Origin of the sequence: Yeosuana marina, assembly GCF_011762485.1 — a bacterium.
Lineage (GTDB): Bacteria > Bacteroidota > Bacteroidia > Flavobacteriales > Flavobacteriaceae > Yeosuana > Yeosuana marina.
The window spans coordinates 72928-96332 of sequence record NZ_JAAKGI010000008.1 but is presented as its reverse complement, the minus strand read 5'-3'; the positions used below and the strand labels follow the sequence as shown (position 1 = coordinate 96332).

Below are 23405 nucleotides of genomic sequence, written 5' to 3'. Positions count from 1 at the left end.
AATAGTAAACAAACTACCAAATTTCAGGTCTATGCAATATTTTTGACTTAAAATTAACAAACCTCTTTGATATAAGCAAAGAGGTTTAAATATTATCTATCGTCTTGAACGTCTTGGTCTGTCGAAGCTTGGTTTGGACGATTTAGAATCTGAACTACCTGAACGTCTCGGTTTCGAGTCGCCTTCAGAGCGTCTTCTGCTACTTCGGTTTTCTGAATTTGCTCCGGTACTTCTTCTGTCGCCTCTTGGTTTAGATGATCGTCTTTCACCGCCTTTTCTGTCGTTTCGTCTTCCACCACCACGGTTTTCAGATACTTCAACATTTACAAAGCGACCTTCATGTTTAAAATCGGTAAAATAGGCTAAAACTTTTTCTTTTAATTCGTTTTCAGTATTAAAAAATGAGAAACTTTCTTTGGTTTCAACTTTAAAAACATCGTCTCTACCAAGTTCTAACTGCTCTTTTAAAAAGTCTTTTAATTTCATCCAATCGAAACCATCTTTACTACCAACATTTATAAAGTAACGAGTAGAATCAGATTTTCCACCTCTATAATCACGTCCAGAATCGTCGCGATCACTAGAGCTTTCAGAAATATTTAGGTTTTTGGATTTTTGATAATAATTGAAAAAACGTGTGAATTCTACCGAAAAGAATTTTTTAATAAGTTCGTCTTTGGTAGTGTCTTCAAACAGTTCGTTAATGTTGGTAAGATATTTATCAATTTCGTGATTAATCTCTGTATCATTAATTTTGTTAGCCAGCGACATTAATTGAACTTCGCAAATTTCCATACCATCCGGAATCTCTTTTTTAACGAATTCTTTTTTAATGATGCGCTCAATACTTTTTATTTTACGTACCTCACTTTTAGACACAATAACCATTGAGATTCCCGTTTTACCTGCTCTCCCTGTTCTTCCAGAGCGGTGGGTGTAAATTTCAGGTTCGTCTGGCAATTGATAGTTAATTACATGTGTAATATCGTCAACATCAATTCCACGTGCAGCAACATCCGTGGCTACCAGCATTTGAATTTGTTTTTTTCTGAAAGAACCCATCACCAAATCACGTTGGTTCTGACTTAAATCTCCGTGTAACGCGCCAGCATTATAACCATCTTCAATAAGTTGTTCGGCTACTTTTTGGGTATCGCGTTTTGTTCTACAAAATACGACTGAAAATATATCAGGATTAGCATCTGCTAAACGTTTTAGAGCGTTGTATCGGTCTCTTGCGTTTACTAAATAATATTCGTGAGAAACCTGACTGGTACTTTCGTTTTTATTTCCAACAGTAATTTCGTGTGGATTTTCCATGAATTTTTTAGCAATAACCGATACCTCTTTTGGCATCGTTGCACTAAATAACCACGTACATTTGTCTTCGGGTGTATTTGATAAAATATCAGTAATATCTTCATAAAAACCCATGTTTAGCATCTCATCAGCTTCATCTAAAACCGCATATTCAATTTTAGAAATATCAACTAAACGTCTGCTAATCATATCTTTTATACGACCTGGCGTTGCCACAATAATTTGAGCTCCTTTTTTAATATCTCTTGCTTGGTCTGTAATACTAGATCCACCGTAAACAGCCACGACATTAAGTCCTTTACAGTATTTACCATACAATTTCATTTCGTTGGTAATCTGCAAACAAAGTTCTCTGGTTGGAGATAAAATTAAACCTTGCGTGGTTCTGCTATCAATATCAATTTTTTGAAGCATAGGAAAACCAAAAGCAGCTGTTTTCCCTGTTCCTGTTTGGGCTAAAGCGACCAAATCGGTTTCATTGTTTAATAAAATAGGAATGGCTTTGTCTTGTACTTCACTTGGTTTAGTAAAGCCTAAATCGGTAATGGCTTTCAATAAGTCTTCATTTAGACCTAAATCTTGGAATGTGTTCATTCTTTGTATAAGTATTCGATTATATTATGTGGTGTTACATAAGAAGGGAATCGACATACTTAAACCTAAACTTCTAGCAACACATCCTCACTCTGAGGAATTTAAATCCGTTATCGGATTTCAAGCGGCAAATATAGTCTTTTATTTTTCATTAGAACTTATATTATCATTTCCTTATGAATTAGTGACAAAATATTATTTAGAATAGGATTTCTGTTGTCTTTATTCCAAATGGCCGATAGTATGGTTCTTTGTTTTATTTTGTGTAGTTCAATGAATTTTGTTTTTGAATTAGTTTCGTTTATTAAAGACTTTGGAACAATAGAAATTCCAAAATTGTTTTCCACTAATTTATATATAGAACCAGCGTGAATGGTATTGTGCGAAACAATTGGGCTAAAACCGCTATCATCAAAAATTTCCATAACTTTTTCATAATAGGAAGCACTATATTCTGGATCAAATAAGATAAAGTGTTCCTCTTTAAATTGTGATAAACTTTTAAAGTTAGAAGCATCAATGACATGATTTTTAGGTAAGACCAAACAAAATGGCTCTTTTAAAATAGGATGACTTTCTAAACCTCTCGGAATTCTGTCTAATCTTACAAACCCAATATCGATATCTTGAGAAAGCAACCCTTCAATTTGTTTGTTGTTATCCATTTCTTTTAAGCTAAACAAAATATTAGGATGATCTTCTGTGAATTTTAATAGTAATTCTGGAATAATTTTTTGCATAGCTGAACCCACATACCCAAAGTTAAGCTTGCCATCTTTCCCATCTTCAAGTAATTTGGCATGATGTAATATAGCGTCTAAGCTTTTTAAGTTTTTTGATAGCTCCTCTTTTAAATACAATCCGGTAGGCGTCAACTTGACTTGCCGATTATGTCTGTCAAACAACTTAATACCTAAATGATCTTCCATTTCTTTAATTTGTCTACTCAGTCCGGGTTGTGATATAAAAAGTTTTTCGGCAGCTTTTCTAAAGTGCAAAAGCTCAGAGACTGCTAAAAAATATCTGATATGTCTCAATTCTATTTGATAACTCATAGTTATTAATAGTTTTAAATAATAGTCTTATTAAGCATCAAAAATATCGATAATTTTGTAATAAATAGATTTAATCTTTAAATTATATTCAATAGATGTTTATATACGGAATTGATAAACTTACGGTAGATAAAGTTATGGCTATAGCTAATGGTTCATTAAAGGCCTCTTTATCTGATTATGCTATATCAAAAATACAGGATTGCAGAAAAAAGGTAGACGTTATGGCTGCCTCAAGTAAGGCTATATATGGCATTAATACAGGATTTGGACCGTTATGTGATGTGAAAATTTCACCAGAACAAACCAGCACACTCCAAAGAAATTTATTAATTACGCATGCGGTTGGTGTTGGTAAGCCTATTGATAGAGAGCTTTCAAAAATTATGATGATTTGCAAGGTACACGCCTTAAGTCGTGGGTTTTCAGGCATTCGATTAGACGTTATTGAACGCATCATTTATTTTATAGAAAATGATTTATTACCTGTTGTCCCAGAGCAAGGTTCTGTGGGAGCTTCGGGAGATTTAGCGCCTTTATCTCATTTGTTTTTACCACTAATTGGTGAAGGTGAATTTTGGGTAGGTAATGATTTGGTTCCTGCAAAGGACGTCTTAGAAAAATACAATCTTAAACCGATAGAATTGCTAGCTAAAGAGGGTTTAGCATTAATAAATGGGACACAATTTATATTAGCACATGCGATAACAGGCTTACAAAAAATGGCCTATTTGCTAGATTTAGCCGATGTGGCTGGTGCCATGAGTTTAGAAGGATACCAAGGTAGTGAGTCGCCATTTAAAGAATTATTGCATAGTATTCGTCCGTTTAAAGGCAATATAGAAGTGGCCGAGCGTATGCGTATGTTGTTCAAAAATTCTAAAAATATTAAGTCTCATGAAAATTGTGCGCGCGTTCAAGACCCGTATTCTATGCGTTGTATTCCGCAAGTGCATGGTGCTTCAAGAAATGCCTATTATCATTTAAGTGAATTGGCAGAGATTGAAATGAATTCAGTGACAGATAATCCCATCGTACTAAGTGAAACAGAAGCTATTTCTGGCGGAAACTTTCATGGGCAACCACTTGCGATGGCATTAGATTATTGTTCGATTGCAGCATCAGAATTAGGAAATATAGCTGACAGACGTTGTTATTTACTCATTGAAGGAAAATTTGGTTTACCGCGATTATTAACAGCGAGCGGTGGTTTAAATTCTGGATTTATGATTCCACAGTATACCACAGCAGCTCTGGTAACCGAAAATAAATCACTTTGTTTCCCGCCTTCAGCAGACAGTATTCCTACGTCATTAGGACAAGAAGACCATGTGTCTATGGGAAGTATTTCGGGGCGTAAATTCAACCAAATCTTAGGAAATATTGAAAAAATATTAGCCATCGAACTCATGTATGCAGCACAAGCAATGGAGTTTAGACGACCAAATACATTTTCTCAAATTATAGAATCTAACTTTAAAATGATTAGAAGTAAGGTTGCTAAATTAGAAGAAGATCGCATTCTTAAAGATGATATTTATGCGTTAATAGAAATGGTTAAAAATCAAGCTTTCATAGTAAAATAATTGAATCTCATTATGACTTTTAAAGAACAAATATTACAAGGAATCCCATCAAAATTGCCAACTAAACATATTTTAGAAGCTGGAGTAAATAGAGCTCCAAAGCGAAAAGATATCTTATCAAAAGAAGAAAAACAGTTGGCTATTAGAAATGCGTTGCGATATTTTCCTAAGGATTGGCATGAAGAACTGTCTCAAGAATTTTCAGAAGAATTAAAAGCTTTTGGAAGAATTTATATGTACCGATTCAAGCCTGACTATGACATATATGCAAGACCAATTCAAGAGTATCCGGCAAAATGTTCGCAAGCTGCTGCTATCATGCTCATGATTCAAAATAACTTAAATCCTGCCGTAGCACAACATCCCGAAGAACTTATAACCTATGGTGGCAACGGTGCGGTGTTTCAAAATTGGGCACAATACCTTTTAACCATGCAGTATTTGGCGAATATGACGGAGGAACAAACCTTGCATATGTATTCTGGTCACCCTATGGGTTTATTTCCATCATCTAAAAATGCGCCAAGAGTTGTTGTTACGAATGGTATGATGGTTCCTAATTATTCAAAACCAGATGACTGGGAAAAATTTAATGCCCTTGGAGTTACTCAATATGGACAAATGACGGCCGGTTCCTTCATGTATATTGGTCCGCAAGGCATCGTTCACGGAACCACCATAACCGTGATGAATGCGTTTCGAAATATTTTGAGAAAAGGAGAAAGTTCTAAGGGTAAAATATTTTTAACCGCAGGGTTAGGAGGGATGAGTGGTGCGCAACCTAAAGCCGGAAATATTGCTGGATGCATAACGGTTTGTGCTGAAGTTAATGATAAAGCAGCAACAAAACGATTCGAACAAGGTTGGGTTGATGTGTTGATTGACAATATGGCGGACTTGATTATTCGAGTTAAAAAAGCGAAAGAGAAAAATGAAGTGGTGTCTATAGCTTATATTGGAAACATCGTGGAAATTTGGGAGCGTTTTGACGAAGAGGATATTTTTATTCATGTCGGTTCCGATCAAACATCGCTACATATTCCTTGGACTGGAGGCTATTATCCTATTGGAATTTCGTATGAAGAATCGAACCGTTTAATTCGTGAAGAACCAGATCTTTTCAAAGAAAAAGTTCAGGAATCTTTACGACGACATGCCGCAGCCATTAATAAGCATACCGCCAAAGGAACCTATTTTTTCGACTATGGTAATGCGTTTTTATTAGAAGCATCGCGAGCAGGAGCCGATGTGATGGCTGAAAACAAGATTGATTTTAAATATCCGTCTTATGTACAAGATATATTAGGACCCATGTGTTTCGATTATGGTTTTGGTCCTTTCCGTTGGGTTTGTACCTCGGGAAAACCTGAAGATTTAGATGCAACTGATGCTATTGCAGGGACTGTTTTACAAGAAATTATGGAAAATTCACCAGAAGAAATCAAGTTGCAAATGCAGGATAATATTACGTGGATAAAGGATGCGAAAAAGAACAAAATGGTGGTGGGCTCACAAGCACGCATTTTGTATGCCGATGCCGAAGGACGTGCTAAAATAGCCGAAGCATTTAATACTGCCGTGGCAGAAGGTAAAATTGGCCCCGTAGTTTTAGGGCGCGATCATCATGATGTGAGTGGAACGGATTCACCATATCGTGAAACATCTAACATTTACGATGGTAGCAAATTTACGGCTGATATGGCAATTCATAATGTGATAGGCGATAGCTTTAGAGGCGCTACTTGGGTGTCTATTCATAATGGTGGCGGTGTTGGCTGGGGAGAAGTCATCAATGGTGGTTTCGGCATGTTATTAGATGGAACAAAGGAAGCCGAAGAACGATTAAAAAGTATGTTGTTTTTTGATGTAAATAATGGTATTGCACGCCGAAGTTGGGCAAGAAACAATGAGGCCTTATTCGCTATAAAACGTGAAATGGAACGATCTCCAAATTTAAAAGTAACTTTACCTAATCTTGTTGAAGACGATATTTTAAACAACTTATTTTAATGGCAACACTATTTAAAAATATAAAAGAGTTAATTCAAGTAAGAACTGAGCCTATTGCTTTTGTATCCGGAAAGGATATGAATATCCTGCCAACCATTAAAAATGCGTTCTTGGTTGTTGAAGATGGACTGATTGCTGATTTCGGAAAGATGGAAGATTGTCCGAACAATGATTTTATAGAAGTCATTGATGCCGCTGGAAAGATGGTTTTACCAACATGGTGCGATTCGCATACACACATGGTATATGCGGGAAACAGAGAAAACGAGTTTGTCGATAAAATAAACGGACTAACATATCAAGAAATTGCAAATAAAGGAGGTGGGATTTTAAATTCAGCAAAACTGCTTCAAGAAACGTCCGAAGACGATTTATATCAACAAAGTAAAATACGTTTAGAAGAAGTTATAGCTCTTGGAACAGGTGCGATAGAAATTAAATCGGGCTACGGATTAACGGTAGAATCCGAATTAAAAATGCTTCGTGTTATTAAGCGCTTAAAAGAAAATTACTCGATTCCAATTAAGGCAACATTTTTAGGAGCACATGCGGTTCCTAATGAGTATAAAAATAATAAAGATGGTTACTTAGACTTACTGATAAATGACATGTTACCTCTAGTAGCAAAAGAGCATTTAGCAGACTATATCGATGTGTTTTGTGAAGAAGGTTATTTTTCAGTTAAAGATACCGAACGTATTCTAGAAGCAGGAAAAACATACGGTTTGCAACCCAAAATACATGTCAATCAATTCACCTCTATTGGTGGTGTTCAGGCAGGTGTGAAACATCATGCGTTGTCCGTCGATCATCTTGAAGAGATGAGTAAATACGATATGGAATCACTTCAAAACACCAAAACCATGCCTGTTGGTTTGCCAGGTTGTTCCTTCTTTTTGGGGATTCCCTTTACGCCGGCAAGACAACTCATCGATGCCGGTTTACCATTCGCATTAGCAACCGATTATAACCCAGGTTCGTCTCCTTCGGGAAATATGAATTTTGTCGTGTCTACGGCCTGTATAAAAATGAATCTTACCCCAGAAGAAGCCATTAATGCAGCCACAATAAACGGTGCTTACGCTATGGGATTGCAAGATAAAGTTGGCTCAATTACCAAAGATAAACGAGCAAATTTAATACTCACCAAGCCAATTAATTCACATGGGTGTATTCCTTATTCATTCGGAAATCATAAAATAGAAGCGGTTTTTATTAACGGAGAAAAAAAACTAGAATATTAATTTTTGGGCGTTTTAACACGCTTTCCGCTATATCTTTTTATTGTGCCTCAAAAAAGGATGTCGCTGCAAATGCGAAGCATTCATGAATGATAGAATTTAAAATAGGAATCAATGAATAATCGGTTAACGCGTCTATTTACGAAGGTCACTTTGTCGATTACAGGCATTATTTTCTATGAAAAAATGCTCTAACTACTTGTAAAACAATAATAAAAGTATAAATTCGTTTTGCCTTTATATGTAACCTACTTATGAATATGAAACCAAATTTACTTTTTCTAAAGCTTTCTGTGTTTTTATTAATTATTATCCTCTTAAACTCATGTAGTAATGAAGATGGAACAGATACAGCTATAGTCCAAAATCCACTTGAGAATCCTTTTGATGGTATTCCAGCAGGAAACCTAAATGGCAATTATCCTATTCCCTCCGAAGCAAGTTTAGAAGATGTGTCAAATCCAGATACCGTTATTGGAAACGGCACTCCAGAAAGTTGTACTGGTCAGCTCGTTATTGATGCTGTGTCAAAAGGCGGAAAAATTGTATTTGATTGTGGAAAAGAACCCATTATAATAACACTAAATGAACCAGCCAAAGTATTTAACAATGCCAATCCAGATGTTGTTATCGATGGAGGCGGATTGGTAACCTTAAGTGGTAAAAATCAAACCAGAATTTTATATATGAATACTTGTGACCAAAACCAGGTATGGACAACAAGTCATTGTCAAAATCAAGATAACCCAAGGCTTACTGTTCAGAATATTACTTTTGCAAATGGAAATTCAAATAATGAAACAGAATACGAAGGCGGAGGTGCTATTTGGGTTCGCGGTGGCCGCTTTAAAGCCGTAAACTGTAGATTTTTTAATAACGTTTGCGTACCAACAGGTCCAGATGTTGGAGGAGGTGCACTTCGTGTTTTTAGTCAATATAATAACCAGCCCGTATACATTGTCAATTGTACGTTTGGTGGTAAAGAAGGGTTTGGTAATTCAGGGTCAAATGGGGGTGCAATAAGTAGTATTGGGGTTTCATGGACTATAATAAACAGCCTTTTTTCATACAATACGGCTATTGGAAATGGAGGGAACCCCAGTCAGTCAGGAACGCTTGGAGGCGGTAGTGGAGGAGCTATTTATAACGACGGAAATACGATGACACTTCAAGTTATGGGTTCACTTATAGAGTCCAATGAAGTCAATGCTTACGGTGCTGCTATATTTTTTGTTTCTAACGACCATTCTGGTAATATCGTTATAAATGATTCTACCATTCAAAATAATATTGGAGGCTCTTGGTATCCATCATACCCTAGTATTTCTGCGCACGCAGATACACCCATTAGTGTTACAAATTCTGTTATTACAGATTAAATTTTTTAAACACGTCATAGTAAAGAAGGAACGACTACGACAATCTGTTTAATTTTAGTATTAATACATGAGATTACTTCGTTATTCGTTCCTCATTTTTCGTAATGACGAATTATTAGAAGCTTACTTCCTCAAATTAACTATCCGTTCTAATAAAGTAGGATGTGAATAATGCATAAACACATAAGCGGGATGCGGCGTTAAATTACTCAAACTATTTTTTGATAGTTTTTTAAGCGAGGTAATTAAGGGTTCTGCTTTATATGTATTCTTAGCATAATCATCAGCCTGATATTCAAATGCTCTTGAAAACAGATTCATAATTAAACCTGTAATTTCAGAAATAGGTGAGTAAAGCAATCCAAAGGCTATCAGTCCAATATGAAAACTAGGAATTTCAACTCCTAAAGCATTTGATAATAATGGATTTGAAATAAATAACGATAAAATATAAAGCGTTAAACCCGTGAGTAAAATAGAACTTATTAAATTGAAAATGATATGCTTCTTTTTATAATGACCAACTTCATGCGCCAAAACAGCAACAATTTCCTCGTCTTCTAAATCATTAATCAACGTATCATAAAGTGTCACGCGTTTTTCACTTCCAAATCCAGAAAAATAAGCATTCGCTTTTGTGCTTCGTTTCGAGCCATCAATTACAAAAATTTTATCAAGTTTAAATCCAACTGTTTTAGCGTATTCTGAAATTTTATCGCGTAAACTTCCTTCTTCTAAAGGTGTTTGTTTGTTAAATAGCGGCACGATAAGTTTCGAGTAAAACATATTCATAAACAAGGTAAACACAGCAACTAATCCCCAAGCATACAGCCAAAAATAGTCGCCTGTAGACTGATAAAACCAAATAATAAGAGCAAGAATGCCGCCACCAACAACAGCCATCATGAGCCAACCTTTTAGTTTGTCGAGAATGAATGTTTTAACCGTTGTTTTATTAAATCCGAATTTTTCTTCAATCACAAAAGTGCTGTAATATGAAAAAGGCGTGGTAATAATGTCGCTACCAATCATAATGATTCCAAAAAATATAAGAGCTAAAAGAATTGGATTTTCAGTATAACTTCTTGCAATGTTATCTACAAATTCAAAACCATCGAAAAATAAAAACCCTGAAGTTAATAGTAACGAAAATGTTGAGGTTGTGAGTCCGAATATATATTTAGTTGCTTTGTATTGTTGTGATTTTTTATACTCTGTTTCATCATACACATCTTTTAATTCTTTAGGAATTGTATCGTTAAAATGTTTCGCATTTAAAGCATCTAAAATTTTATCAACTATAAAATTGATGACGATAATGGCGATGATGATATAAAAAAGGGTGTTTGCTGTCATGTTAATTTTACTGTCATTGCGAGTCGCTTTTTTATAGCGACATAGCAATCTGTTTTTATTTTAGTTTCAATTTTAGAGATTACTTCGGTAGTTCCTCTCCTAGAATGACAAGATTATAAAAAACCTCGTTGTCTTTTCGCCTCAAAAATAAGAATTCCTGCTGCAACCGACACATTCATAGAATCTATTTCTCCTTGCATAGGAATAATAATATTTTGAGTTGAATTATTAATCCATTCATCACTTAAACCAGTAGCTTCTGTTCCAACAATAATGGCTGTAGGTTTAGTGAAATCTTGGGAGTGATAATTTACGGATGCCTGCAAAGCGGCGCAATAGATGTTTATGTTTTGAGTTTTTAAAAATTCAATAATATCTGATGTGCTTGCTGTGGCAATCTGATTGGTGAATACGCATCCCACGCTAGAGCGTATGATATTTGGATTGTATAAATCGGTTTTTGGATTCGCAATAATAACAGCATCAATGTTTGCAGCATCAGCAGTTCTTAAAAGCGCTCCAATGTTTCCTGGTTTTTCAGGAGCTTCGGCGACTAAAATTAATGGGTTTTTTGTATTGAATTTTAAATCAGAAATCGAATTCGTTTTATTTTTTGCAATGGCTAGAATGCCTTCAGTTGTATCTCTATAAGCTAGTTTTTCGTAGACTTCTTTTGAAATTTCAATGCGTTCAATGTGTTGATCGATTAATTCGTTTATGCGTATTTCAGATATTAATTCGGGATAAAACAAAATCGTTTCAAACTCATAATGTCCTTTTATAGCTAGCGAAATTTCGCGTTCCCCTTCAATTAAAAATAACCCTGTTTTTTTTCGCTCTCTGGACTTGTCTATTAATTGAACCAGTTCCTTAATTAATGAGTTTTGTATGCTTACTATGTGTTTGTTCATAACAAATACAAATGTAATTTAATTTTAATCAAATTGTTATAACGTTTTTGTTTCAAAATAGTTAACAAATAAGGCGACTACATAACTATAGCTTTCCATGCCTTTATCTTGTTTGTTGGCTTTTAAATACGAGCTATACGTTTTTTTAAATAGCGGTTCGGCAGGATTTTGATAAGCGTCCCAAAATTCACGCATGTCTTGGTAATTTTTCAAAATCCCTCTATTGACGGTTTTAGTAATAGAATCAAATAGAGATTCATCACGTCTGTAAATTTCATTTAAACAAAATCGAAGGGCAAAGGTATATCCGGAGTATTTAAAATAGATATCATCATGGTTTATGGCTGCCAAACATCCAATAAAATTAGCTTCATTTTCTGCTGCATATCCTAACTGATGGGCAACCTCATGTGATGCCGTTGTTGGGAATAAGTAACTTGGAATTAAGCCGTCTACCTGTGATTCATTGGTTAACGGATTTAAATAACCACTAAAACCCATATACGTTAATGGTAAACTGAATAATGATTTTTTGATGCTTTTTGGATAATATTCTAAATGAGGATATTCCTTTTTTAAAGAGTTGTAGCCCAAAGGAACCATATTTAAAATATCGCTTTTGTTATATGGAATATCGATTGGTAGGGTATCATTTTTTATAATGTCAAATTGAATTTCATTTGATTTAGAAATCAATTTTTTGGTTACTTCAACAAGTTGTTCTGTTGTGTATTCAGAATTAAGACCAAGACTTTTATGAAGAGGTAAACGGTAATAATTTAAGCCCCAAAACAAATGAAATGCAAAATAGAGTATCGATGCTGCTGAAAATACATCTATAAACCAATTTTTTGTATCTGTTCTTAATCGCTTAAAATTTTTAAAAACCCACCTAATAATGTAGATAATGGCAAAGCCATAGACTAAATCACCAAACGAAAACGGTATCCAGCCCAACATAAATCGAAACATTTTTGAAATGTACGGATACAGACCATTACTGTAATACGTTTCAATAAAGTTTGGGTAATGTGATAGCCATTTTACCAAAAAATATTGAGGAATGATAAGAAGCGCTATTATAGTTTTTTTATGTTTTAGCATGTTCCAAAAATATGAAAATGTTTATTAATACTGATTAGTTATGTTACCTTTGTAAAACTAAAATAAACATGATGAATTCAGAGATAAGACAATTAGAACCAAAACAACTTTGGAATAAATTTGCAGATTTAAATGCTGTACCACGAGGATCAAAAAAAGAAGAACGCGTCATTGCTTTTATGAAAAATTTTGGCGAGAATCTTGGACTTGAAACCATGGTTGATGAAGTAGGTAACGTGATAATTAAAAAACCTGCAACCAAAGGGATGGAGTCAAAAACAACCGCGGTGCTGCAATCACATCTTGATATGGTTCATCAAAAAAATAATGATACCGATTTTGATTTTGACACTCAAGGAATTGATATGGTTGTTGATGGCGATTGGGTAAAAGCAAAAGGAACCACACTTGGTGCTGATAATGGTTTGGGAGTTGCTACTATTATGGCTATTCTAGAAAGTACAGATATTGCGCATCCGGCTCTTGAAGCTTTGTTTACAATTGATGAAGAAACAGGAATGACAGGTGCTATGGGATTAAAAGGAGGCTTGTTATCTGGCGGTATTTTACTGAATTTAGATACCGAAGAGGATGATGAAATAGGTGTTGGTTGTGCAGGAGGTGTTGATATAACAGCAACAAGAACTTATAATCAAGAAGAAACACCTGAGTTTAAAATAGGATTTTCTATTTCAGTTAAAGGATTGCAAGGTGGTCATTCAGGAATGCAAATTCATGAAGGGTTAGGCAATGCCAATAAACTCATGAATCGTTTGTTGTTTGATGGATTTGAAAAATTTGGATTACGTATTTCAGAAATTGATGGCGGAAGTTTACGTAATGCTATTCCTAGAGAAAGTAACGCTTTAGTGGTTATTGATGCCATTCATGAAGCTACTTTTTTATCAGAAATGAAAGTACAAGCAAACATCTTAAAGACTGAGTTAAAAACGATGGAACCTGATTTAGCAATAATGGTTTCAAAATGCGAAGCTCCTAAAATGATAATGGATTTAGGTGTTCAAGAAGGACTTACAAGAGCCTTATATGCAGCTCACAATGGTGTCTACAGAATGAGTGCTGATATCCCTGATTTAGTGGAAACATCTAATAATATTGCTAGAGTTTTGGTGAAGGAAGGAACTATTCATATAGGTTGTTTAACACGCTCTTCTGTAGAAAGTTCTAAAATAGATTTAGCGAATACCTTACGGGCAACTTTTGAATTGACAGGTTGTGAAGTAGAGTTGTCTGGTGATTACCCAGGTTGGGCGCCTAATATGGATTCGCCTATTTTAAAAGTAATGTCTAGTTTGTATGAGAAGATGAATGGAGAAAAACCGCATGTAGCGGCTTGCCATGCAGGATTAGAATGCGGTATTTTAGGGCAGAATTACCCAAATATGGACATGATTAGTTTTGGACCAACTATAAAAGGAGCACATTCTCCTGATGAACGAGCTCAGATTTCTTCTGTTCAAAAATATTGGAAGTTTGTTTTAGAGATTTTAAAAAATATACCAGAAGATTAAGAAAATACATGTGCGTATTTTTAGTTAATAGTACAGCTAATTCATTGAAAAATAATTAGTTGTCGTCTTTGTCAGGTACAGGATCATAACCACTACCTCCCCAAGGATGGCAACTAAAAATTCGTTTTAACGCTAACCAACCGCCTTTTAAAAAACCGTGCTTTTCTAAAGCTTCTTTAGCGTAATGCGAACATGTTGGGCTATATCTGCAACTCGCAGGTGTTAATGGAGAAATAAAAATTTGATAAATTTTTATTAAAAACAAAAACGGTGCAATAAGTATCTTTTTCATTAAAAAATAACGATTTGTTATGATTGCCAGGTGCAACTCTGTCGAAACCTATTAAGAATCTGTAATCATAAAGTAGTTTTCGACTGCTCGAACAGACAAAATTTAATTTAAAGAAAACGTTGTGCCTTCTTTACCATCTTTAAGTTCTATACCAACAGCAGCCAGTTCATCACGTATTTTATCAGATAATGCAAAATCTTTGTTTGCTCTGGCTTCTTGTCTTAGTTTGATAAGTACGTCAACAGTTCCTGATAATTTGTCGGTCCCAGAATCAGTTTTACTGCTATTTTCTAAGCCTAAAATATCAAATACAAAAGCTTGAAAGGTATCTTTTAATAGTGATAAATCAGTGTCGGTAACACTAACAGAACCATCTTTTATTTGGTTGATATATTTAACACCTTCAAATAAATTAGCAATTAAAACAGGTGTGTTAAAGTCATCATTCATAGCATCATAACAGCTTTGTTTCCATTTGTTTATATCTATGGATGAGGTTGCTGAAGCTTTTAAACTATCTAATAGATTAATGGCATCCATTAATCTGAAAAATCCTTTTTCACTAGCTAATAGACCATCATTTGTAAAGTCTAAAATACTTCTGTAGTGCGCTTGTAACATAAAAAAACGAGCCACACCAGGAGAGAAAGCTTTAGTGATATTTGGATTGTTTCCAGTAAAAATTTCACCAGGCAAAATAAAATTTCCTGTAGACTTTGCCATCTTTTTACCATTCATAATCAGCATATTAGCATGCATCCAGTAATTAACAGGTGTCTGTCCTTTAGCTGCTTCGTTTTGGGCAATTTCACATTCGTGATGCGGAAATTTCAAATCCATACCGCCTCCGTGAATATCAAAATGTTCACCTAAATACTTGGTGCTCATGGCAGTACATTCTAAATGCCATCCAGGAAAACCATCGCTCCAAGGGGATGGCCAACGCATAATATGCTGCGGTTCGGCTTTTTTCCAAAGGGCAAAATCTTGTGGATTCTTTTTATCTGATTGTCCATCTAATTCACGAGTATTATGAATTAAATCTTCAAGTTTACGCTTACTTAAAATACCGTAATCATGAGTTTCATTAAATTTATGAACATCAAAATACACAGAGCCATTAATCTCATAAGCAAATCCGTTATCGAGGATGGTTTTAATCAATTCAATTTGCTCAATAATGTGTCCTGTAGCTGTAGGCTCTATACTTGGTGGTAAAAAGTTGAATGTATCAAGTATGTTATGAAAATCAACTGTATAGCGTTGAACCACTTCCATAGGTTCAATTTCTTCTAAACGCGCTTTTTTTGCAATACGATCTTCACCTACATCAGCATCATTTTCTAAATGGCCGGCATCAGTGATATTTCTAACATAACGAACTTTAAATCCTAGATGTTTTAAATATCTAAAAATTACATCAAAAGACATGAAGGTTCTAACATTTCCTAAGTGCACATTACTATAGACTGTTGGTCCACACACATACATGCCTACATAGCCATCGTTAATAGGTTTAAAGGTTTCTTTTTGCCCCGTGAGGGTATTGTAAATTTTTATTTGTTGATGCTTGTAAAGTTGCATTGTTTTAGTAGGTGTTTTGTACTAATATTTTGTTTCTAATTTAATATAATCAAGAAATTCTCGTCGGGTTGACTTATCTTTAAATTTCCCGCCAAATTCAGCAGTAACCGTACTACTTTCAATATCTCTTATGCCTCTTGAATTAACGCAAAGGTGTTTGGCATCAATAATACAGGCAACATCTTTTGTGTTTAATACTTCTTGAAGTTCTTTGACTATTTGAAGTGTTAAGCGCTCTTGAACTTGAGGGCGTTTTGCATAATAATCGACAATACGATTCATTTTTGAAAGGCCAACAACAGTTCCATTAGAAATGTAAGCTACATGAGCTTTTCCAACAATGGGGAGTAAATGATGTTCGCATGTTGAATATAAAGTGATGTTTTTTTCAACAAGCATTTCACCATATTTATATTTATTTTCAAAAGTTGAAGACTTTGGTTTTCTACTAGGGTCTAAACCGCTAAAAATTTCTTTTACAAACATTTTAGCTACTCTGTTGGGTGTGCCATTTAAACTGTCGTCGGTTAAATCTAGACCTAATGTTTCCATGATATGACGCACATCATCTTTTATGATGTCCATTTTTTCATCATTCGAAAGTTTAAAAGCATCACTTCTCATTGGTGTATTTGAAGATGTTCCAATATGGTCATTTCCTAAAGCTTCAAATTCATCTATGTTGTTTTCAATTTTCATCTGCTACAGAAATCAAGTTTTTAGTCTGCAAAGATAAGCAAAACAGTTTTCTTATGTTTTGTATTAGCAAACATTAATTTTAATGTATTTGTCTGTTTTTTTAGCATTAAATTACATTGAAAATAAAAAAGCTTAAACCATTTAAGATTTAAGCTTTTTATTCTGAAAAGTCAGTGTTTTAAATATTAAAACTTAACGTTATAGTTACGTTAGAGTTTTTGTTATTGATATTAGCTTTATCAATAAGTCCTTTATTAAATAATTGATATTGAGAGTCGCGTTGTGCCTCATCATAAGTAATATCCAATCTTGTATTTCCAAAATTATAACCAAGTCCAAGAGAATATCCATTTAAATCGCCAACAGTTACGCCATCTTTATAAGGACTTTCTTCAAAGCGGTAACCACCTCTAAAACTAAATTGTTTGTATTTATATTCTCCACCAATTCTATAAGTAGAAGCTTCTGTTAAATTTGAACTTATAGCATTATTTTGCTCAATAAAAACAGGGTCTGAAGTAGGTTTAAACTTTGTAGCACTATAATCTTTTCTAGAGTAATCAAAACTAATTAGGCCTTGTTCTCCAAATACATACGCTAAGCTTCCTGTAAGCTTACCAGGAGTTTGTAGTTTATAGTCTGGATAAATATTTATAATTTGTGGATCAATTATAACGGGGTTATCAGTTCCGGAGGTTGTAGAGATATATTGTGTGGTTTCTTCTGAAATAGTGTACCAAGTAGGAGAATCGTAAACAAGTCCTATTCTAAATTCTGGACTTATTTTCATAATACCCCCTAATTGGAAGGAAAATCCAGATCCAGTGGTTGATAACGTGTTTTCAAAATTTATCTCGTTTATCAAAGAAGCTGAATTAGAATTAGTTTCATATAATTGAGTAAAACGGTCGAAATTGATAAGATGAGAATTTAAGTTTACTCCTAAATATAAATTATCTTCATATTGAAATGCAGCATTGAAAGTAATTTTACCGTTATAGCCCGTTGAAGCATAAGTGTATTGCTGATCAAAAGTTCCATCTCCTAAATTAGATGTATATACAGTATTAGCATCATCGTTACTTTGTGGCTCTAATATGTAAGATTCATATCCTAAAAATGCTTGTTGATTTGCAAAACCATATGAGTTGCCAATGTCAGAATAGGCCTGAGAGTATGTTTCACCATCAAAAGATGAAATTTGATCTAATCGTAACCCATTAGCGTAGTCATAAAAATATAAATCAATAGAATTGTTATTCGTATTTGTCCCAGCAGCAAACCAGTTATTATCAAAATTTCTAGTTTTATCGTAGGCAGCACTTAAAGCAAATTTTCTCCATGGTGAATTCGTATCATGATTCACAAATACTAACGTGGCGCCTCCTTGATTAATATCAAAATTTGAATTAGAGGTACTATTAAAACCACTGAAATATTGTGTATCATTTTTAGAGTCTAAATTTGAAAGTGTAAAAGAGGCATGACTACTACTAAAAACGGCTGAGCCAGCTGGGTTTAAGCTTACGGCACTCATATCGCCTCCAAGCGCTCCAAAGGCACCGCTTAGCGCTCTAAAACGAGCTGTTCCTTGAATTTCATCTTGTGAATATCTAAGTGCATCGGTTATGTTTTGAGCATACATTAAAGGCATAGATAAGATGCCTATGAATAATAAGATTAACTTTTTCATATTAAGTACTTTATTTTTTTTGTTTACGTCTTATTTTTATCCGCGTCTTCTACCTGAAGATGTTGAACCACTACTACTTCTCACAGAAGAAGATGATGATCTTGAGTAACTCGGTGAGCTACTGCTGCTACTTCGTGTACTGTAATTACGTGAGGGCGTAGAGTTAGATGATGAACTTCTGTTGTAGTTGCTGTTGGCAGGGGTATAACTTCTTCTAACAGAAGACGATCTGCTTGTAGAGTTAGAAGCCGGTGTTGAGGCTGTTGTTCTACGTTGCGTATTTGTATAAACTCTTGGGCTCGAGCTACTGTATCTATTTACTGTATTTGAATTTGTATTTACACTACTTCTTCTAGAATTACTGTATCTATTTACAGTATTAGAATTTGCGTTTACACTACTTCTTCTGGAAGTGCTATAGGCAGAGTTTCTTGAATATCCAGTTCTGTTGGATAGATTTGTATTATAATTTGATGATAAGCTACCACGTCTGCTTGCGCTGTAAGATAGACCTCTTCTGCTATATACATGATTTCCGTAATAGCCATTGTAGCCACCATAATAGTAAGGATGTCCGTACCCATAATAACCATATCTGTATGGATTGTAGAAAGCCCAACTGTTATAGTATCCTCCATAAAAGTAAGGTCTGTACCAAAAATCATCATAAAAACCCCAGTTATTCCATCGGTTCCAACCCCAAGTATTCCATCCTATACCAAAACCGTTATTCCAGCCCCAGTTGTTAAAGCCATTATCAATATAATTAATGGTTACAGAACTATTGCTTTGTCCCCAACCTGCATATCCTTGATAATTGTTGTCAATAGTATCATTTTCTACAATAGCTCCTTCGTAAGAGTCTATATCTGTAAACACTTCGCCATTAGTCATGTTATCATATTCTAGAGATTTATCTCTAAAATAATTTTTATAATAACCATTATTGGTGTTTTGGTTATTTTGAGCCACAACAACAGTTTCTTGATTATCATTGTTGGGGTATGAGGATCCATAAATACCATCATTATCGACACCAACGTATTGATAAGAACCACATGATGATAAACCAAATAGCAATCCTAAAATGGCTAAAAATGGTATTTTTCTTTTTAAGTAGTTAGTAAATAGCATATCTGTATAATTTTATTGTTGGACATAACAAAAATAGTTAGTTTTGCTGAACTATTTTTATATTTAACATAATCACAATATTTATGCCAAAACACAGATATGAGCAAAAAACTTACAACTAGGACTGAAGATTATTCAAAATGGTATAATGAACTTGTGGTCAAGGCTGATTTGGCAGAGAATTCGGCCGTTAGGGGATGTATGGTTATTAAACCATATGGCTATGCGATTTGGGAGAAAATGCAAGCAGAATTGGATAGGATGTTCAAAGAAACTGGACATTTAAATGCCTATTTCCCATTATTTGTTCCAAAAAGTCTTTTTGAAGCTGAAGAAAAAAATGCAGAAGGATTCGCAAAAGAATGTGCGATTGTAACACATTACAGACTTCAAAATGATCCAGATAAACCGGGAAAATTAAGAGTTGATCCAGAGGCGAAATTAGAAGAAGAGCTCATTGTTCGGCCAACAAGTGAAGCTATTATTTGGAATACGTATAGAAATTGGATTCAATCATACCGCGATTTACCATTGTTAATTAATCAATGGGCTAATGTAGTGCGTTGGGAAATGCGTACACGTTTGTTTTTGCGTACAGCAGAGTTTTTATGGCAAGAAGGACATACGGCACATGAAACTAAAAAAGAAGCTTTAGAAGAAGCAACAAAAATGAATAATGTGTATGCAACTTTTGCAGAAAACTTTATGGCTATTCCTGTAATACAAGGCGTTAAAACAGAAAGTGAGCGTTTTGCAGGTGCCGAAGAAACATATTGTATCGAGGCGTTAATGCAAGATGGCAAAGCGCTACAGGCAGGAACATCTCACTTTTTAGGTCAAAATTTTGCAAAGGCATTTGATGTGAAATTTGCAAATAAAGAAGGCAAGCAGGATTATGTTTGGGCAACGTCTTGGGGAGTTTCTACACGTTTAATGGGAGCTTTAATTATGACTCATAGTGATGATAACGGATTGGTATTGCCTCCAAGTTTAGCACCAAATCAGGTTGTTATTGTGCCTATTTATAGAAGTGAAGAGGATTTGAATGCTGTTACAGAAGTAGCTAATACAATATTAAAGGATTTAAGAAGTAAACACATATCTGTTAAGTACGATGATAGAGATACACAGCGTCCCGGTGCAAAATTCGCGCAACATGAATTACAAGGCGTTCCGTTGAGAATAGCCATTGGTCCTAAAGATTTAGAAAACGGAACGGTTGAAATAGCAAGGCGAGATACATTAACAAAACAAATTGTTAAGTTAAGTGAATTGACAGATACAGTAGAGGCGTTACTTGAAGAAATTCAAAAAAGCTTATTTGATAAAGCCTTAAGTTATAGAGATTCCCATATCACAGAAGTAGATACATTTGAAGAATTTAAAGAAGTTTTAGAAACAAAAGGAGGATTTATTTCTGCGCATTGGGATGGCACTAATGAGACAGAAGGAAAGATAAAAGAACTTACGAAAGCAACTATTAGGTGTATTCCATTGGATAACAGGGAAGAAGAAGGGGTTTGTGTGCTTACGGGAATGCCTTCAAAACGCAGAGTATTGTTTGCAAAAGCATATTAATTATTTTTTTTCAAAAAAATATTATCTAACTATTGCGACATTTAAAAATAGTTGTATTTTTGCATCCGCAATGGAGACATTGAGAGTTATTTGAAAAGCATAGTTAGTAAAATAGAAATGATATTTATTATTGTGCTATAACCAAATGGCCCGTTCGTCTATCGGCTAGGACGCCAGGTTTTCATCCTGGTAAGAGGGGTTCGATTCCCCTACGGGCTACAATTAAATAATAAAAAAGAACTAATGGCAAATCACAAGTCAGCGTTAAAAAGAATTAGAAGCAGCGAAGCTAAACGTGTTGTAAACAGATATAAACATAAAACAACTCGTAATGCAATTAAAAAATTGCGTGAGTTAACAGATAAGAAAGAAGCAGAAACTATGTTTCCTTCTGTAGCTTCAATGATTGATAGATTAGCAAAGAAAAATATTATTCATGCAAATAAAGCGGCTAACCTTAAATCTGGTTTAGCGAAGCATGTAGCTTCTTTATAAGGAATAGTATTCTGGTTATATATAATATAAGAGCCTTTCGTTTGAAAGGCTTTTTTAATTTCATCTAATTACAAAAGTTAGGACATAAAAAAATGCTTTGAGAATTCTCAAAGCATTTTTTTATATATAATTAAACTTTTAATTATCCATTCATAGATACTAAAAACTCTTCATTATTTCTGGTTTGTTTAAAACGGTCATTAATAAATTCCATCGCTTCAACAGGATTCATGTCCGCTAAATATTTACGCATTACCCACATTCTTTGAATGGTATTGGCATCCAATAATATATCATCTCGACGCGTACTTGAAGACGTAAGGTCAATCGCAGGGAAAATTCTACGGTTAGATATTTTTCTATCCAATTGTAGTTCCATGTTCCCTGTTCCTTTAAATTCTTCAAAGATAACTTCATCCATTTTAGAACCTGTTTCGGTTAAGGCTGTAGCTATAATAGTTAAAGAACCTCCATTTTCAATATTTCTGGCAGCACCAAAGAAGCGTTTTGGTTTATGAAGCGCATTGGCATCAACACCACCACTCAATATTTTACCAGATGCAGGTTGAACCGTATTGTAAGCTCTTGCTAAACGTGTAATAGAATCTAATAGAATAACAACATCATGACCACATTCTACCAAGCGTTTTGCCTTTTCTAGCACAATATCTGCAATTTTAACATGTTCATGAGCTTCTTTGTCAAAGGTAGACGAGATAACTTCACCTCGAACATTACGCTGCATGTCGGTCACCTCTTCAGGACGTTCATCAATTAATAAAATCATTAAATAAACTTCAGGATGATTCGCGGCTATAGCATTAGCCACATCCTTTAAAAGCATAGTTTTACCTGTTTTAGGTTGCGATACAATCATACCACGTTGTCCTTTTCCTATGGGAGAAAATAAGTCCATAATACGAGTAGATATCGTACTTTGTTTTTCAGCAATATTGAATTTCTCTTGAGGAAATAATGGTGTTAAATGCTCAAAAGAAACTCTGTCTCTTACAACATCAGGATTTTGACCATTAATTTTAATGACTTTGATTAGAGGAAAATATTTTTCTCCTTCTTTTGGCGGTCTAACGTGACCTAGAACAGTATCTCCTTTCTTTAATCCAAATAATCTAATTTGGGATTGAGAAACATAAATATCATCTGGAGATGATAAATAGTTATAATCTGATGATCTTAAAAAACCGTAGCCATCTTGCATAACGTCTAAAACACCTTCGCTTTCTATGATAGCATCAAACTCAAAATCTGGTTCGCGATAACGATTTCTGTTATCTTTATTGCCATTATTCTGATTCTTGTTTTGATTTTTTTGTTGAGGATTATGTTCTCTTTTAGGTTGGTTTTTATTAGTGTCCCTTGGTTTATTCGGCTTATTTGGTGTATTAGTTGAATTTGAAACAGGTTTTTCTTCCGGTTTTTTCTTTTCAACAGGTTTATCAACGGGCTTATTTTTCGCTTCAGGCGTCTTTACATCTTCTTTTGTCGATTCCTCTTTTTTAATAGGGGCTTTATCAGACGGTTTTTGAATGCGCGCTCTTGTCTTTTTTGGTCTTGGTGCAGCAGGTTTATTTTCTGCAGGTGTTTCTGAAGGTTTTATAACTTCGGCTACAGCTTTTGGGTTTGCTGCTTGATGATCTAGTATTTGATAAACTAAATCTGATTTTTTCATTGAACGATACTTTGGAACGTTCAATTTTTGTGCAATCTCCTGTAATTCAGAGAGTTTTTTTGCGTTTAATTGTGAAATTTCAAACATTTGGTATTTACTTGAATATATAAATTTGAATATAAGTTTGTTTGGTTCTGAAAAAAAATAGATTT

18 protein-coding genes and 1 tRNA gene are annotated in these 23405 nt (G+C 34.4%); 8 read left to right on the top strand and 11 right to left on the bottom strand.

The features are described from left to right. Window positions 1-96 precede the first annotated feature (96 nt). Both G5V56_RS10705 and G5V56_RS10700 read right to left on the bottom strand, forming a co-directional pair. Window positions 97-1914 (bottom strand): DEAD/DEAH box helicase, encoded by a 1818-nt coding sequence (locus tag G5V56_RS10705; protein WP_166964773.1) that lies wholly within the window; start codon window positions 1912-1914, stop codon window positions 97-99. Between the two features lie 158 nt (window positions 1915-2072). Continuing rightward, window positions 2073-2969 (bottom strand): LysR family transcriptional regulator, encoded by an 897-nt coding sequence (locus G5V56_RS10700; RefSeq protein ID WP_166964771.1) that lies wholly within the window; start codon window positions 2967-2969, stop codon window positions 2073-2075. 95 nt (window positions 2970-3064) lie between these two features. Between G5V56_RS10700 and hutH the strand changes: the two genes are divergently transcribed. The 4 genes from hutH (at window position 3065) to G5V56_RS10680 (ending at window position 9185) form a co-directional block, all read left to right on the top strand. Further along, window positions 3065-4555 carry a histidine ammonia-lyase gene (gene hutH, locus G5V56_RS10695; RefSeq protein ID WP_166964769.1) on the top strand — a complete coding sequence of 497 codons (1491 nt, stop codon included), beginning with the start codon at window positions 3065-3067 and terminating at the stop codon, window positions 4553-4555. A 12-nt stretch (window positions 4556-4567) separates the two neighbouring features. Beyond that, window positions 4568-6565, top strand: a complete 1998-nt coding sequence (locus G5V56_RS10690) for a urocanate hydratase (RefSeq protein WP_166964767.1) — start codon at window positions 4568-4570, stop codon at window positions 6563-6565. Then, window positions 6565-7809 carry an imidazolonepropionase gene (hutI, locus tag G5V56_RS10685; RefSeq protein WP_166964765.1) on the top strand — a complete coding sequence of 415 codons (1245 nt, stop codon included), beginning with the start codon at window positions 6565-6567 and terminating at the stop codon, window positions 7807-7809. The genes G5V56_RS10690 and hutI overlap by 1 nt, the downstream gene beginning before the upstream one ends. A 257-nt stretch (window positions 7810-8066) precedes the next feature. After that, window positions 8067-9185, top strand: a complete 1119-nt coding sequence (locus tag G5V56_RS10680; protein ID WP_166964762.1) for a hypothetical protein — start codon at window positions 8067-8069, stop codon at window positions 9183-9185. Window positions 9186-9308: 123 nt separating this feature from the next. Here G5V56_RS10680 and G5V56_RS10675 read toward each other — a convergent pair whose 3' ends face one another. From G5V56_RS10675 to G5V56_RS10665, 3 genes are all read right to left on the bottom strand, one after another. Further along, window positions 9309-10541, bottom strand: a complete 1233-nt coding sequence (locus G5V56_RS10675) for a M48 family metallopeptidase (protein WP_166964760.1) — start codon at window positions 10539-10541, stop codon at window positions 9309-9311. 113 nt (window positions 10542-10654) lie between these two features. Further along, window positions 10655-11452 (bottom strand): TrmH family RNA methyltransferase, encoded by a 798-nt coding sequence (locus tag G5V56_RS10670; protein WP_166964758.1) that lies wholly within the window; start codon window positions 11450-11452, stop codon window positions 10655-10657. Between the two features lie 36 nt (window positions 11453-11488). Next, window positions 11489-12556: a DUF3810 domain-containing protein gene (locus tag G5V56_RS10665; protein WP_166964756.1), complete on the bottom strand. Its 1068-nt coding sequence runs from the start codon at window positions 12554-12556 to the stop codon at window positions 11489-11491. A 71-nt stretch (window positions 12557-12627) separates the two neighbouring features. On the opposite strand from G5V56_RS10665, the gene G5V56_RS10660 reads away from it, so the two are divergent. Beyond that, window positions 12628-14088, top strand: a complete 1461-nt coding sequence (locus G5V56_RS10660; RefSeq protein WP_166965043.1) for an aminoacyl-histidine dipeptidase — start codon at window positions 12628-12630, stop codon at window positions 14086-14088. A gap of 55 nt (window positions 14089-14143) precedes the next feature. Here the strand turns inward: G5V56_RS10660 and yidD are convergent, their stop codons facing one another. The 5 genes from yidD to G5V56_RS10635 all read right to left on the bottom strand — a co-directional run bounded on the left by yidD (window position 14144) and on the right by G5V56_RS10635 (window position 19490). Then, a complete protein-coding gene (yidD, locus tag G5V56_RS10655; RefSeq protein ID WP_166964753.1) occupies window positions 14144-14380 on the bottom strand; it encodes a membrane protein insertion efficiency factor YidD in 237 nt (78 codons plus the stop codon). A 102-nt stretch (window positions 14381-14482) separates the two neighbouring features. After that, entirely contained in the window at window positions 14483-15964 is a 1482-nt protein-coding gene (gene cysS, locus G5V56_RS10650) for a cysteine--tRNA ligase (RefSeq protein ID WP_166964751.1), read from the bottom strand. 21 nt (window positions 15965-15985) lie between these two features. Next, a complete protein-coding gene (gene folE / locus G5V56_RS10645; protein ID WP_166964749.1) occupies window positions 15986-16663 on the bottom strand; it encodes a GTP cyclohydrolase I FolE in 678 nt (225 codons plus the stop codon). A gap of 178 nt (window positions 16664-16841) precedes the next feature. Next, window positions 16842-18356, bottom strand: a complete 1515-nt coding sequence (locus G5V56_RS10640) for an OmpP1/FadL family transporter (protein ID WP_166964747.1) — start codon at window positions 18354-18356, stop codon at window positions 16842-16844. A 36-nt stretch (window positions 18357-18392) separates the two neighbouring features. Further along, window positions 18393-19490, bottom strand: coding sequence for a hypothetical protein (locus G5V56_RS10635; protein WP_166964745.1), 1098 nt, complete (start codon window positions 19488-19490; stop codon window positions 18393-18395). Window positions 19491-19589: 99 nt separating this feature from the next. On the opposite strand from G5V56_RS10635, the gene proS reads away from it, so the two are divergent. The 3 genes from proS (at window position 19590) to rpsT (ending at window position 21563) form a co-directional block, all read left to right on the top strand. Then, entirely contained in the window at window positions 19590-21068 is a 1479-nt protein-coding gene (gene proS / locus G5V56_RS10630; protein WP_166964743.1) for a proline--tRNA ligase, read from the top strand. 147 nt (window positions 21069-21215) lie between these two features. After that, window positions 21216-21287: transfer RNA gene (locus tag G5V56_RS10625), tRNA-Glu, on the top strand. A gap of 24 nt (window positions 21288-21311) precedes the next feature. After that, window positions 21312-21563: a 30S ribosomal protein S20 gene (gene rpsT, locus G5V56_RS10620; RefSeq protein ID WP_166964741.1), complete on the top strand. Its 252-nt coding sequence runs from the start codon at window positions 21312-21314 to the stop codon at window positions 21561-21563. Between the two features lie 142 nt (window positions 21564-21705). On the opposite strand, the gene rho is transcribed toward rpsT, so the two are convergent. After that, entirely contained in the window at window positions 21706-23340 is a 1635-nt protein-coding gene (gene rho, locus G5V56_RS10615; RefSeq protein ID WP_166964738.1) for a transcription termination factor Rho, read from the bottom strand. Between the last annotated feature and the right edge of the window lie 65 nt (window positions 23341-23405).